This window comes from Franzmannia qiaohouensis, from assembly GCF_031451695.1.
Classification (GTDB): domain Bacteria; phylum Pseudomonadota; class Gammaproteobacteria; order Pseudomonadales; family Halomonadaceae; genus Franzmannia; species Franzmannia qiaohouensis.
In genome coordinates this window covers 299,862-313,899 of record NZ_JARWAM010000001.1, presented here as the reverse complement: position 1 = coordinate 313,899, position 14,038 = coordinate 299,862, and the positions used below count along the sequence as shown (strand labels likewise).

The following is a 14,038-nucleotide window of genomic DNA, read 5'->3' as shown; positions in this document are numbered from 1 at the left end:
TCCGAAGAGCGGGCCCTCGGCATTACCAGCTCTGAGTCGCCTTGAACTTCTCGAGACCCGCCTTCAAGCCTTCCTGGATCTCGCTGCCGTAGTCGCCGGTCTGGTTGATCTTGTCGAGCAGCTCGGCGTGCTCGGACTTCATGTACTCGTGTAGAGCACGCTCGAAGTCCAGCACCTTGCTGACCTCGACGTCATCCAGGTGACCTTCGTTGGCGGCGTACAGCGACAGCGCCATCTCGGCCACGGACAGCGGCGAATACTGGTTCTGCTTCATCAGCTCGGTGACGCGCTGACCGTGCTCGAGCTGCTTGCGGGTGGCCTCGTCGAGGTCAGACGCAAACTGCGAGAACGCTGCCAGCTCGCGATACTGAGCCAGCGCCAGGCGTACGCTGCCGCCGAGCTTCTTGATAATCTTGGTCTGCGCCGAGCCACCTACCCGCGACACCGAGAGACCGGCGTTGATCGCCGGGCGGATGCCCGAGTTGAAGAGGTTGGTTTCGAGGAAGATCTGACCATCGGTAATCGAGATGACGTTGGTCGGCACGAACGCCGAGACGTCGCCACCCTGGGTCTCGATGATCGGCAGCGCGGTCAGCGAACCGGTCTTGCCCTTCACTTCACCGTTGGTGAACTTCTCGACGTAGTCGGCGTTGACCCGCGCGGCGCGTTCGAGCAGACGCGAGTGGAGATAGAAGACGTCACCCGGGTAGGCTTCACGGCCCGGCGGACGACGCAGCAGCAGCGATACCTGACGATAGGCCACGGCCTGCTTGGAGAGATCGTCATAGACGATCAGCGAGTCCTCGCCGCGGTCGCGGAAGTACTCACCCATGGTGCAGCCGGAGTAGGCGGCCAGGAACTGCATCGGGGCCGGGTCGGCAGCGCCGGCGGCGACCACGATGGTGTGCTCCATGGCGCCGTGCTCTTCGAGCTTGCGCACCACGTTGGCAATCGTCGACTGCTTCTGGCCGATGGCCACGTAGACGCAGGTGACGCCCTTGCCCTTCTGGTTGATGATGGCGTCGATGGCGATCGCCGACTTACCGATCTGGCGGTCGCCGATGATCAGCTCACGCTGACCGCGGCCGATCGGCACCATGGCGTCGATCGACTTGAGACCGGTCTGGATCGGCTCGTCGACGGACTGACGGGTGATGACGCCGGGGGCGACCTTTTCCACCGCATCGGTCAGCTTGGCGTCGATGTCGCCCTTGCCGTCGATGGGGATGCCCAGCGGATCGACCACGCGGCCGATCAGCTCGGGACCCACCGGCACCTCGAGGATGCGACCGGTACAGCTGGCGGTCATGCCCTCTTCGAGCTGCAGGTAGTCGCCCAGCACCACGGCACCGACGGAGTCGCGCTCGAGGTTGAGCACCATGCCGAAGATGCTGCCGGGGAATTCGATCATCTCACCGAACATCGCGTCGGCCAGGCCGTGAATACGTACGATGCCGTCGGAGACGCTGACGATGGTGCCCTGGTTACGGGCCTCGGATGCGACGTCAAGCTTCTCGATACGCTGCTTGATGATGTCGCTGATCTCGGAAGGATTCAGTTGCTGCATGCCATGTCCCTCAGACTCAGGCGTAGAGCGACTCGCGCAGGCGGTTTAATCGACCGCGTACCGAACCGTCGATGACGGTATCGCCGGCACGCAGGATCACACCGCCCAGCAGCGCCGGGTCTACCTGAGTGGTAATGGAGATTTCGCGATTCAGGCGCTTCTTGAGCGCACTGGCGAGCTTTTTCTGCTGCTTGTCTTCGAGCGCATAGGCCGAGACCACCGTCACGTCGACGCGCTGTTCGTGATCGGCCCGCAGGGCCTCGAACTGCGCGGCGACGGACGTCAGCGCGGCCAGGCGATCCTGACTGGCCAGGGTCTCGAGAAAACGCCGTGCGTCGTCGTCGAGCTTGATGTCGGCCACCTCGATAAGCAGCTCGACCTTGCGCGCGTCGGTCAGCTTGGGGCTCGACAGCACCTTCTTGAGCTCGCTATGGGCAACGACCTGGCCAAGGACATTGAGCCACTCGGACCAGGTCGTCAGCGCCTGATGATCGCGTGCGTACTCGAACGCTGCCTTGGCGTAGGGCCGGGCAACGGTAGATGTTTCCGCCATGGATCACCTCCTCACAGTTCGGCAGCGAGCTTGTCGAGCATCTCGCGGTGCGCCTTCTCGTCGATGGAGGACTCCAGAACACGCTCGGCGCCAATCAGGGCCAGCGTGGCGACTTGAGCACGCAGCTCATCCTTCACGCGATTGACCTCTTGATCGATTTCGGCGCGGGCGCTGGCAACCAGGCGTTCGCCCTCGCTGCGGGCCTGATCGCGCGCTTCTTCGATCATCTGCGTGGAGCGCTTGTGCGCCTGCTCGAGAATCTCGGAGGCCTGCTCCTTGCTTTCACGCAGCGTCTGCTCGGCCTGCTCCTGGGCAAGCTCCAGGTCACGCGAAGCGCGGCTGGCCGCATCGAGGCCATCGGCAATGCGCTTCTGACGCTCGTGGAGCGCCTGGCTGAGCGGTGGCCACACGTACTTTGTGCAAAACCAGACAAAGATCGCGAAGGCGATCGTCTGCCCGATAAGCGTCATGTTGATATTCACAGGATGATACCTCTGACGGTTTCGTGGCGACCGGAAACAAGCACGCCGAGCGCATCACGCGCTCGGCAAGGTGACTCGTTACCCGGCAACGACGAAGATCAGGTACATCGCGATACCCACGCCGATCATCGGAACGGCGTCGAGCAGGCCGGCCATGATGAAGGTACGGGTCTGCAGCTGGTCGCCCAGTTCCGGCTGACGTGCGGTGGTTTCGAGCAGCTTGCCGCCAAGGATGGCGAAGCCGAAACCGGTAGTCAGGGCGCTGACGCTGATGATGATGGCCGCAGCAAGGTAAACGATTTCCATGGTGGTGCTCCTAAGTTCAAGTTGAGGTCAGGTTTAAAGTTACCGCGTTTGCAATCGTTGCTCGGTTGATAATGCTTAATGATGCTCGTGCGCTGCGCTCAGGTACACGATCGACAGTGTCGTGAAGATGAACGCCTGCAGCGATACGATCAGGATGTGGAAGATGGCCCACGGCACGTCCAGCATCCAGATGGCCCAGAACGGCAGCAGGGCGATAAGGATGAAGATCACTTCACCGGCGAACATGCTGCCGAAAAGACGCAGCCCCAGGCTGATCGGCTTGACCAGCAGGCCGACGATCTCGAGGATCAGGTTGAACGGGGCCAGCAGCCAGGTATTGAAGGGCGTGAGCGCCAGCTCTTTACCGAATCCGGCAACGCCTTTGACCCGGCAGCTGGAGTAGATGATCAGCAGGAATACGCCCAGTGCCATGCCCAGCGTGGCGTTGACGTCGGTGGTGGGCACGATCTTCATGTACTCGACGCCGAGACGTCCGAACATCTCGGGCACGTAGTCGACCGGGATCAGCTTGAGGCTGTTCATCAGCAGGATCCACATGAACAGCGTCAGCGCCAGCGGCGCAATCATCGGGTTCTTGCCATGGAAGGTCGAGCGGGTCAGGTTCTCGATGAACTCGATGACCATTTCTGCAGCATTTTGCAGACCGCCTGGCACCCCGGTGGTAGCCATGCGCCCGGCCTTGCGAAACACCCAGATGAACAGGGCGCCCATGGCGATCGACCAGCCCATGGTATCCAGGTGAATGGCCATGAAACCCATCTCCACGGCTTCCTGCGACGTGGACGCCAGCGACCAGCCATTTTCCGGATGCTTGCCGAAGGTCAGGTTCTGGAGGTGGTGCTGTATGTAATAGATGGCGGTCATTTCGTTATCCGCTGCCATACGCTGCTTACCTCGGGTCAGGGGGTCGGCCGGTCACGCAGTAGCCAGGGAGTCAGCCAGTGCATGCTCTGGGCCGCCACATAGGCGATAAAGAAAAAAGTCGGGTTTGAAGGGGGCACTGACACGAACACGATCACGAACAGTGCCACCGTCAAACCGAACTTGCCGACTGCTGCTTGGTAGAAATTTGCCACGCTGGTGCGAGGCCGGCGCCCATCGCGCACCTGTAGCCCTCGCCACAGGAAATAGAGCGTCGGCAGCAGCGCAACACCGCCGCCCAGCAGCGCGCTGTACATTGCGCCTGACCCAGCACTCAGCAGCGCCAGCAGGCCTAGCACTAACGCCGACAACAGCTGCGCCAGCGGCAGTCGCTGCCATGACAATCCTCTACGACGGGCGCTTACGTGCATTGGATACCTCGTTGCGGCGCTCGGCGCAGTGACAATGACCAACCGGCGCGGCAGCGTGTTACGCCCATCCATAAAGCAAACAACCGCGGATTATAGGGAAGCCCCCCACCACCTTCAACCGAGAGCGCGGCGATTTTGCGCGATATGACGCCGGCTTAGGACCAATGGGGGAGACTCAGCAGGCAAAACCCATTAGCGTGCTAATTTGATAAGCGCGCCTTGCGCTCAGCGGATATGCTCGAGAATGCCGTCCAGCTCGTCGAGGCTGGCGTAGCGAATGGTCAGTCGTCCCTTGCCGCCGCGGCCGTGCTGAATCTTGACCGGGGCCCCCAGCAGATCACCAAGCCGTGTTTCGAGGCGCGCCACGTCGGGACTCGGAGCAGGTTTATCGGCCTTCTTGGGTTCGCCGGCAGCGATACGCTTGACCAGGGCCTCGGTATCGCGAACCGTAAGGTCGCGGTTGACCACTTCGTGGGCGGCGCGACGCTGCTTGGCACCGCTCAGCGACAGCAGTGCCCGAGCGTGGCCCATGTCCAGGTCGCCGCGTTCGAGCAGTGTCTGCACTTCCGGGTCCAGGGCCATCAGGCGCAGCAGGTTGGCCACCTGGGCGCGCGACTTGCCCACCGCATCGGCAGTCTGCTGCTGGGTCAGCTCGAACTCTTCCATAAGCCGCTTGAGCGCCATCGCCTCTTCCATCGGATTGAGGTTTTCGCGCTGAATGTTCTCGATCAGCGCCAGCGCCAGCGCAACCTGGTCGCTGACCTCGCGAATCACCGCCGGAATGGTATCCAGCTCGGCCAGCTGGGCGGCGCGCCAGCGCCGTTCGCCGGCGATGATCTCGTAACGCGCATCGCCGATGGGGCGCACCACGATCGGCTGCATCACGCCCTGGGCGCGAATCGAATCGGCCAGCTCTTCCAAGGCTTCGGGCTGGATGTCGCGGCGCGGCTGGTACTTGCCGCGCGTCAACTGCCCCAGCGGCAGTCGCTCGAGGCGCTCGTCGGCACCACCCGGCACCGCCTCGGCGGAATCGCCAGCGGCCTCGAGATCGACCTCGCCCAGCGGCTCACCGTCGCGGCGTCGGGCACCACCACCGATCAAAGCATCCAGGCCACGTCCCAGGGCACGTTTACGGGTCATCGGCACTTCCTCACTGGCAGATGGCGATATCGCTTACAGCGACAGTCGACGAATCAGTTCCTTGGCCAGCACCCGGTGGGCCTGGCTGCCACGCGAAAAACGCGCGTACTTGGTGACCGGCAGGCCATGGCTTGGCGCTTCAGCGACCCGCACATTGCGCGGAATGGTGGTCTTGAGCAGGGTGTCACCGAAGTAGTCGCGCAGCTGCTTGCTGATATCGCGGGTCAAGCTGTTGCGCGAGTCGAACATGGTGCGCACGATGCCCAGGATCTCGAGATCGGGGTTCACGCTGTCCTTGATCTGCTCGACGGTATCGAGCAGCGCCGAAAGCCCTTCGAGGGCATAGAATTCGCACTGCAGGGGGATCAGCAGACCGTCCGCCGCGGTCAGCGCATTGACGGTCAACATGTTGAGCGACGGCGGGCAGTCGATCAGCACCACGTCGTACTCGGCGGCCAGCTCGCGTATGGCGTCGAGCAGGCAGCGCTCGCGTCCCTGGTCGCGGTCGAGCAGGTCGACCTCGGCGGCGGTCAGGTCGCCGTTGCCGGGCAGCAGCGCATAGCCGGCCTGGGGACAGTCGAGAATCACCTCGGTGGCGCGCTTGTCGCCCATCAGCACGTCGAGCACGCTGCCGTCGAGCTCATGCTTGTCGATGCCGCTGCCCATGGTGGCATGGCCCTGGGGATCGAGATCGACCAGCAGTACGCGTCGGTCAAGCGCCGCCAAGCTGGCGGCAAGATTGACGGCGGTGGTGGTCTTGCCCACGCCACCCTTCTGATTGGTCAAGGCGATGATCTTGGTCACGAGCGACTTCCTTCCTTGTGCCGGCCTGCCGTGGTAGGCCTAGGTGAGCGCGTGGCGTTCGAGTACCAGCAGCTGTCGCTGAGCGCTCTCGAAGGGGACCTGCAGCGCATGGCGACGACGCAGTATGACGTTCGACGGCAGTCCTGCCAGTTCGTCGTCGGCACCGGGCCCTTTCATCGCCAGCCACTGCCCCGCAGGGGCAAGCAGATGATCGCTCAGCGTCACGAAATCGTCGAGGCTGGCGAAGGCGCGCGAAATCACCTGGTCGAAGGGCTGCGCCTCGAGCGCTTCGACCCGCGCCTGTATTGGCGTCACGTTGTCGAGTTCCAATTCCAGCACAGCCTGGCGTTGAAAGCGTACTTTCTTGCCATTGCTGTCGAGCAGGCTGACCTGTAGCCGAGGCGCCAGGATCGCCAATACCAGCCCGGGAAACCCCGGGCCAGCGCCCACGTCGAGCAGCCTTGGGCCGCTAACGAAGGGCAGTACCGCGGCGCTGTCGAGCAGATGACGAGGCACCATGTCCTCCAGCGAGCGTACCGCGGTGAGGTTATAGGCGCGGTTCCACTTGTGCAACAGGCTGAGCAGGCCGAGGAGCTGCTCGCGCTGGGTGTCGTCGGGGGTGATATGGAGTCGTTGGAGACCTTCGTCCAGCCGAGCAGCGATACCAGCATCGATCATGCGTTGGCCACCCGGGTGTCATCGAGCAGGCGGCGCTTCTTGAGATGAACCAGCAGGATCGACACCGCCGCCGGCGTGACGCCGGCGATTCGCCCGGCCTGGGCGAGGGTCTCCGGCCGCGCAGCGCTGAGTTTCTGGCGGATCTCGTGGGATAACCCTTCGACCTGCTCGAAGTCGAGTTCGGCGGGCAGTGGCGTGGCCTCGTGGCGCTTGAGCTTGTCGATCTCGTGCTGCTGGCGAGCGATGTAGCCCTGATACTTGGCCTGGATCTGGACCTGCTCGGCGACGGCGTCGTCATCGACCGGCTGCCCCTCGATGCCGGGCAGGGATGCCAGGTCGCGATACTCGAGCTCGGGTCGCTTGAGCAGGTCGAGCAGCGAATACTCATGGGCCAGCGGCTGGCCGGTCTTGTCGGCGATAGCATCGCCGGCGGCGGTGCCCGGCTGTACCCAGCTGGCCTTGAGCCGTGCCTGCTCGCGTTCGACGGCTTCACGCTTGGTGCAGAAAGCCGTCCAGCGGTCATCGTCGACCAGGCCCAAGCCACGGCCGATTTCGGTCAAGCGCAGGTCGGCGTTGTCTTCGCGCAGCAGCAGGCGATACTCGGCGCGTGAGGTAAACATCCGATAGGGTTCCTGGGTGCCCATGGTGATCAGGTCGTCCACCAGCACTCCCAGGTAGGCCTCGTCACGCCGCGGCGACCAGCTGTCTAGCCCCTTGGCACGCCGCGCGGCGTTGAGACCCGCCAGCAGCCCCTGGGCGCCAGCCTCCTCATAGCCGGTTGTGCCATTGATCTGCCCGGCAAAGAACAGGTTGTGGATAAATTTGGTCTCCAGCGAGTGCTTCAGATCACGCGGATCGAAGAAATCGTACTCGATGGCGTAGCCGGGCCGGGTAACATGGGCGTTCTCCAGTCCCTTGATCGAACGCACCACCTGCAGCTGCACATCGAAGGGCAGCGAGGTGGAGATCCCGTTGGGGTAGAGCTCGTGGGTATCCAGGCCCTCGGGTTCGACGAACACCTGATGGCTGGCCTTGTCGGCGAAGCGATGGACCTTGTCCTCGATCGACGGACAGTAGCGCGGCCCCACGCCTTCGATGACGCCGGAGTACATTGGCGAGCGATCGAGATTGGCGAGGATGATCTCGTGCGTTCGCGCGTTGGTGTGGGCGATATGACAGCTGACCTGGCGCGGATGCATCCCGAGTTCACCGAGGTAGGACATCACCGGGGTGGGGCTGTCGCCGGGCTGCTCCTCGAGCTGGCTGAAATCGACGCTCTTGGCGTCCAACCGCGGCGGTGTGCCGGTTTTCAGCCGTGCCACGTTGAACGGCAGCGCTCGTAGCCGCTCGGCGAGGGCGTTGGACGGCGGGTCGCCGGCACGGCCCCCGTGGCTGCGGTCGAGGCCGATATGGATCACCCCGCCGAGGAAGGTTCCGGTACACAGCACCACGCTCTCGGTGTGAAAGCGGATACCGGTTTCAGTGACCACGCCGCGCACGCTGTCGCCATCGACGATCAGGTCGCCGGCGGCCTGCTGGAACAGCGTCAGGTTGGGCTGCTGCTCGAGCATGCCGCGGATCGCAGCCTTGTAGCGCACCCGGTCGGCCTGAGCGCGAGTGGCCCGCACCGCCGGCCCCTTGCGTGCGTTGAGCACCCGGAACTGGATCCCTCCCCGGTCGGTGGCCAGCGCCATGGCACCGCCCAGCGCATCGATCTCCTTGACCAGATGACTCTTGCCGATCCCGCCGATGGCGGGATTGCAGGACATCTGGCCCAGGGTCTCGATGTTATGGGTCAGCAGCAGGGTCTGACAGCCCATGCGAGCGGAGGCCAGGGCGGCTTCGGTTCCCGCATGGCCACCGCCGATGACGATGACGTCAAAGCGGTCGGGGTAATCCACGTTGCACCTCGAATGGCACCAGTGGTGCCGAAAAAATGATCAATGCTGGAAATTGGCTGCCCAGTATAAACCTCCTGTGGGTAACCGTCAGGGGTTTTCCACACCGTCTTGGTCAGTCCTGCCTCACCTGACTAAGACAAGAATAAAAATAAGTAGAGTAAGAAAGAAGTTCTGTTGTTGTAGTGACTACTAGTGTGGACACTTTCTGTGGGTAAGTGGACTTTACTAACAAATATCAATGAATTGCAGTGTTGAGGAATTGACGGACAAGAGGCGTATCGGCTGCGGACAGATGGGCGTGAGCCTGTGGATGAAAAGCCGCTTTGTGCACAGCCACAATCGCCCACCGTTTATCCACCGAGCTTGGTGATGCTTGTCACCGCGACCGCCCACAGGCGGTGAAAAAATCACCAGCACCATGGTGACGGGGGGTGTAGCGCGATTCGATGGCGGTTGGATTTTTTTTGTCCACAGGCAAAAAAATGCCAAAAAAAGGCCAGTCGCTGTGCGACTGGCCTTTATCAGCATCCCGCTTGACGCAGTGTCAGTGCTTGAGAACCCGCGCCAGGAAGCTTTGGGTGCGATCATGCTGAGGGCTATCGAATAGGGTTGCGGGAGGCCCCTGTTCGACGATTTCACCGCCGTGGATGTAGACCACACGATCGGCGACTTCGCGGGCGAAGCCCATCTCGTGGGTGACGATCATCATCGTCATGCCCTCCCTGGCCAGCTCGCGCATGGCATCGAGCACTTCGCCGATCATTTCCGGATCCAGCGCCGATGTCGGCTCGTCGAACAGCATCAGCCGCGGTTCCATGGCCAGCGCCCGGGCCAGTGCCACACGCTGCTGCTGGCCGCCGGAGAGCTGGCTGGGGTACTTGTCGGCCTGATCGCTGATGCCGACTCGCTCGAGCAGACGCTCGGCGGTGCTTGCTGCTTGCTGCCGGCTGACGCCGCGAACCTTGAGCGGTGCCAGGGTGATGTTGTCGCGCACGCTGAGGTGCGGAAACAGGTTGAACTGCTGGAAGACCATGCCGACTTCGGTGCGGATGGTCTGCAGCGCCTTGCTGCTCTTGCCGTGCGGGGTCAAGGCGTTGCCGTCGACCTCGATATGACCGGCCTGAAATTCCTCGAGGCCATTGATGCAGCGGATCAGCGTCGACTTGCCGGAGCCGCTGGCACCGATGATCACCACCACTTCACCGGGGGCGACGCTGAGTTCGATGTCCTTGAGCACGTGCAGGCTACCGAAGTGCTTGTTGACCTGCTGCATATGGACGATGGGCTGGTCGGCGGGGGTTTGGGTTGTCATGGGTAGCTCCTTATTGTCCAACCAGGCCACGGCGCTCCAGCTGGCGCAGGATCAGCGATAGCGTCCAGGTAATCGCCAGGTACATCAGCGCGACCATGAAGTAGACCTCCAGAGCGGTGAAGGTGGTGGCGATGTAGATCTGTCCCTGGCGTACCAGCTCACCGACACCGATCACCGAGAATAGCGAGGTGTCCTTGATGCTGATGATGCCCTGGTTGCCGAGCGGGGGAATCATGCGCCGAAACGCCTGGGGCCAGATGATGTAGCGGAATGACTGGGTGCGCGACAGGCCCAGCGACAGCGAGGCCTCGCGCTGGCCGCGTTCGATGGACTGTACGCCGCCGCGGACGATCTCCGATATATAGGCGCCGGAGTTGATGGCGATGGCGGCAATGCCGGCGACCAAGGCGTTGATCGGGCCGCCGAGCAGCTGCGGCAGGCCGTAGAAGATGAATAGCACCTGCACCAGGATCGGGGTGCCGCGAAACACCTCGATATAGAAGATCGCCGGCCAGCGCAGCCAGCGCAGCGGGCTGATGCGCAGCAGGCCGAAGAAGATGCCGATGAAGAAGCCGATGGCCAGTCCGCCGAAGGAGATCAGCAGCGTATAGGGGATCCCCGGCAGCAGATAGGGAATCGAGGCGAACGCCGCCGACCAGTTGAATTGAAAGGTCAGGTCCACGTCAGGGTCTCCCGTTGAGGACAGGCAGTAGAACGTCGACGGGGCCGGGTGGTCCCGGCCCCGTCAGGCTGGTGGGAGAATCAGTCGGCGTCGGGGGATTCGCCGAACCACTCTTGATAGATGGCGTCGTAGGTGCCGTCTTCGCGCATCTCGGCCAGCGCCTGGTTGGCGGGTTCGACCCACTCGCTGCCCTTGTGGAAGACGATGCCGTACTGCTGGCCTTCGTAGAGCGGACCTACCACCTTGGTACGCCCTTCGCCGCGGGTCTGGGAGAAGTAGGCGACGTTGGGCGCATCGTAGAAGGCGGCATCGACGTTGCCGCCGAGCAGTGCCATGTACATGTCGCTGTTGCCTGGGTAGGGCGTGATATCGGCACTGTCGCCGAGGGTTTCCTGCAGATAGTCGTAGCTGGTGGAGCCGATCCGGGTGGCGATGCTCATGCCTTCGAGATCCTCGATGGTCTCGACGTCATCGTTGTCGGCGCGGACGATGATCTGCAGGCCGCTATCGTAGTAGGGATCGGAGAAATCGACGATCTCGGCGCGCTCTTCGGTGATCGTCACCCCGGCGATGGCGATCTCCTGGTTACCGGTCTGCACGGCGGGGATGATGCCGGCAAACTCCATGGTGGTGAGGTTGACCTCGAATCCGGCGCGTTCGGCGACCTCGTTGATGATGTCCATGTCGAAGCCGACCATCTCGCCGGTATCCGGATCCATCATTTCGAAGGGCACGAAGCTTGGGTCGGTCACCACGTTGACGCTTGGCAGGTCGGCGAAGGCGGCGCCGGAAACACCGAGACCCAAGGCAACGGCTGCGCTCAGCGCGGTTCGGGAGAGGTAGCGATCTAGCGAATTACGATGCATAGGGTTCCCCATTGTAGAACGATTATTTATGGAACACGCCGTTAAACCATGGCGAGATAATGGGGAAGCGTCAAGCAACAGTAGATCGTGCTGAGCGGCTGCTCAGACCATGAAGGAGGCACCGCAGCCGCAGGTCGTGGTGGCATTGGGGTTCTGAATCACAAAGCGGGCACCGGCCAGGCCGCGTTCGAAGTCGACGGTGGAGCCGACCAGATACTGGTAGGAGAGCGGGTCGACGATCATTGCCACGTCGTCGTAGTCGATCAGGGTATCGTCGTCGGCGACGTTATCGGCGAAATCGAAACCGTACTGGAAACCCGAGCAGCCACCGCCCGTCACGTAGACGCGCAGCTTGAGCGTCGGGTTGCCCTCTTCGCTAATCAGCTCACGCAGGCGTGCCTGGGCGCTGTCGCTGAGAAACATCGGGCGCGGAACGAAGGATTCGGCACTGCTCATGGATGAGCTCCTGAGCCATGGGTGGATAAAATTACCAGACAACCACCTATTATCGGCAATCCCTAGCAAAAGGGTCAACTTTTCGTGATCGCCGCGTGGGTTGGCGCGACGCCTGGCTATTGTATGCTGAAGGCATCCACCAGATGTCAGTGGCCGCAGTGATGGGCTACTCGACCCGCCGACAGGAGTCAGCCTTTGCCGCGCCTGCGTTTGCCCGATCTGAGCCTCGAGCGTTTCCGACGTCAATTGGCCAATGTCGACGCGCTGCCCCAGCTATGCGTGCTGGGGCTGGTTTCTGGGGTGGTCACCGGTGCGCTGATGGTCGGCTTTCGCTTGCTGCTCGACCTGGGCGGGCTGGTCTTGATGCCCGGCGGCGACCATGAAGCCTTCGAGGCGCTGCCGCCCTGGGCGCGGGGGCTACTGCCGCTGCTGGCGGTGACGCTGATCGGCCTGTGGCTGGGCCGTCAGCCACTGACGGCCCGCAAGCTTGGCGTCGGCCACGTGATCGAGCGCCTCACCTACCACCAGGGGCGCTTTCCGCTGCGCAACTGGCTGAATCAGTGGTGGGTGGGAATCGTCGCGGTGCTCGGTGGGCTCTCCGCCGGCCGTGAGGGCCCGGCCATTCATCTCGGTGCGGCGGCCTCCAGCGGCATCGGCCAGCAGCTGCGTCTGCCGCACAACAGCCTGCGGGTGTTGGTCGCCTGCGGAACCGCGGCGGGTATCTCCGCCTCCTTCAATACCCCGATTGCCGGGGTCATCTTCGCCATGGAAGTGGTGATGATGGAGTACACCATTGCCGGCTTCATGCCGGTGATCCTGGCTTCGACCATGGGCGCGCTGATTGCGCAGCTGGTGTATGGCTCGGAGCCGGCCTTCCAGGTGCCCAGCGTCACCCTTGACTCGCTGTTCAATCTGCCCTGGATCGTGGTCACGGCGGTGGGCATCGGGCTGCTGGCCGGGCTGTTCATCCACGTTGCGCGCAGCGGAGAGTTCCTTACCCGCTGGCCCTGGTGGCAGCGGCTGACGGCGGTTGGCATGGTGACCGGGGCCGTGGCCCTGTGGTACCCGGAGGTGCAGGGTATCGGCTATGACAGCCTCGAGGCCGCACTCAACGGCAACCTGACGGTGGACGTGCTGCTGGCGCTGGTACTGGCCAAGCTGATATTGACGGCTTTCACCGTGGCCTGCGGCGTGCCGATTGGTATCATCGGACCGGTGCTGGTGGTGGGCGCTGCCGCGGGTGCCTTGAGCGGTATGCTCGGCCACTGGCTGTGGCCCGGTACCTCCGCCGACCCGGCGCTGTATGCCATGCTGGGCATGGCGGCAATGATGGGTGCCGTGCTGCAGGCGCCGCTGGCGGCGCTGATGGCCCTGCTCGAGCTGACCCACAACCCTAATATCATCCTGCCAGGTATGCTGGTGGTAGTCGTGTCGGGGCTGACCGCCCGCCAGCTGTGTCGCTGCGACGGCTTCTTCATCGCCGTGACTCGCCACGGCCTGCATCCGCTGCAGCAGCCGTTGATGCAGGCGCTGTCGCGGGTCTCGGTACCGGCGGTGATGGAGCGCAACGTGGCCACCACGCTGCGCTGGGTCGGGCGCGACGAGGCGCGCATGCTGCTCGCCGGCAAGCCGCTATGGCTGGTAATCCTGCGCTCCAGCGACGACAAGCCGACCCTGGCACTCAAGGCCGCCGATCTGGCCCGGGCGATGAATGACGATACGCTGTGGAACGCCGAGCAGCGGCTCGATCTGCTCGAAGTACCGGGCCAGCGCCTGGAAATGGCGGCGATTCATCTCCAGGCCACGCTCAGCGAGGCCTTCGACCTGCTCAACGACCACTCGGTGGATGCCCTCTATGTCGAGAGCAACCGACGGCCGAAGGGCCCGCGAATTTCCGGTATCATCACCCGCGACGCCATCGAAACCTACTATCGCTATCGTCGCTGAGCGTTGCGGCGAGGCGGTCCTGTCCAAGGAG

Annotated in this window: 15 protein-coding genes; 1 reads left to right on the top strand and 14 read right to left on the bottom strand. The window is 63.1% G+C overall.

What is annotated here, in order from left to right:
• Positions 1-22: 22 nt before the first annotated feature.
• The 14 genes from atpA to erpA all read right to left on the bottom strand — a co-directional run bounded on the left by atpA (position 23) and on the right by erpA (position 12,060).
• Positions 23-1,567 carry a F0F1 ATP synthase subunit alpha gene (gene atpA, locus QC821_RS01495; RefSeq protein WP_309716017.1) on the bottom strand — a complete coding sequence of 515 codons (1,545 nt, stop codon included), beginning with the start codon at positions 1,565-1,567 and terminating at the stop codon, positions 23-25.
• A 16-nt stretch (positions 1,568-1,583) separates the two neighbouring features.
• Complete coding sequence (locus tag QC821_RS01490) at positions 1,584-2,120, bottom strand: F0F1 ATP synthase subunit delta (protein ID WP_309716014.1); 537 nt, start codon at positions 2,118-2,120, stop codon at positions 1,584-1,586.
• Between the two features lie 11 nt (positions 2,121-2,131).
• Entirely contained in the window at positions 2,132-2,602 is a 471-nt protein-coding gene (locus QC821_RS01485; protein ID WP_309716011.1) for a F0F1 ATP synthase subunit B, read from the bottom strand.
• A 78-nt stretch (positions 2,603-2,680) separates the two neighbouring features.
• Positions 2,681-2,908: a F0F1 ATP synthase subunit C gene (gene atpE / locus QC821_RS01480; protein WP_089657994.1), complete on the bottom strand. Its 228-nt coding sequence runs from the start codon at positions 2,906-2,908 to the stop codon at positions 2,681-2,683.
• A 75-nt stretch (positions 2,909-2,983) separates the two neighbouring features.
• Positions 2,984-3,811, bottom strand: a complete 828-nt coding sequence (atpB, locus tag QC821_RS01475) for a F0F1 ATP synthase subunit A (protein ID WP_309716004.1) — start codon at positions 3,809-3,811, stop codon at positions 2,984-2,986.
• A 17-nt stretch (positions 3,812-3,828) separates the two neighbouring features.
• Positions 3,829-4,221, bottom strand: coding sequence for an ATP synthase subunit I (locus QC821_RS01470; protein ID WP_309716001.1), 393 nt, complete (start codon positions 4,219-4,221; stop codon positions 3,829-3,831).
• 225 nt (positions 4,222-4,446) lie between these two features.
• Positions 4,447-5,361: a ParB/RepB/Spo0J family partition protein gene (locus tag QC821_RS01465; protein WP_309715998.1), complete on the bottom strand. Its 915-nt coding sequence runs from the start codon at positions 5,359-5,361 to the stop codon at positions 4,447-4,449.
• Positions 5,362-5,394: 33 nt separating this feature from the next.
• Positions 5,395-6,165: a ParA family protein gene (locus QC821_RS01460; RefSeq protein WP_309715995.1), complete on the bottom strand. Its 771-nt coding sequence runs from the start codon at positions 6,163-6,165 to the stop codon at positions 5,395-5,397.
• A gap of 39 nt (positions 6,166-6,204) precedes the next feature.
• On the bottom strand, positions 6,205-6,843 hold the full coding sequence (gene rsmG, locus QC821_RS01455) for a 16S rRNA (guanine(527)-N(7))-methyltransferase RsmG (protein WP_309715992.1): 639 nt from the start codon (positions 6,841-6,843) through the stop codon (positions 6,205-6,207).
• On the bottom strand, positions 6,840-8,744 hold the full coding sequence (mnmG, locus tag QC821_RS01450) for a tRNA uridine-5-carboxymethylaminomethyl(34) synthesis enzyme MnmG (protein WP_309715989.1): 1,905 nt from the start codon (positions 8,742-8,744) through the stop codon (positions 6,840-6,842). Before mnmG ends, rsmG begins: the two co-directional genes overlap by 4 nt.
• A gap of 544 nt (positions 8,745-9,288) precedes the next feature.
• Positions 9,289-10,056 (bottom strand): amino acid ABC transporter ATP-binding protein, encoded by a 768-nt coding sequence (locus QC821_RS01445; protein ID WP_309715986.1) that lies wholly within the window; start codon positions 10,054-10,056, stop codon positions 9,289-9,291.
• Between the two features lie 10 nt (positions 10,057-10,066).
• Complete coding sequence (locus QC821_RS01440) at positions 10,067-10,738, bottom strand: amino acid ABC transporter permease (RefSeq protein WP_076749901.1); 672 nt, start codon at positions 10,736-10,738, stop codon at positions 10,067-10,069.
• Positions 10,739-10,818: 80 nt separating this feature from the next.
• Positions 10,819-11,604, bottom strand: a complete 786-nt coding sequence (locus QC821_RS01435; RefSeq protein WP_309715981.1) for a transporter substrate-binding domain-containing protein — start codon at positions 11,602-11,604, stop codon at positions 10,819-10,821.
• A gap of 102 nt (positions 11,605-11,706) precedes the next feature.
• Positions 11,707-12,060, bottom strand: a complete 354-nt coding sequence (gene erpA, locus QC821_RS01430; RefSeq protein WP_309715978.1) for an iron-sulfur cluster insertion protein ErpA — start codon at positions 12,058-12,060, stop codon at positions 11,707-11,709.
• A gap of 195 nt (positions 12,061-12,255) precedes the next feature.
• Here erpA and QC821_RS01425 point away from each other — a divergent pair, with 195 nt between their 5' ends.
• Entirely contained in the window at positions 12,256-14,007 is a 1,752-nt protein-coding gene (locus QC821_RS01425; protein ID WP_309715975.1) for a chloride channel protein, read from the top strand.
• The last annotated feature ends 31 nt before the right edge of the window (positions 14,008-14,038 follow it).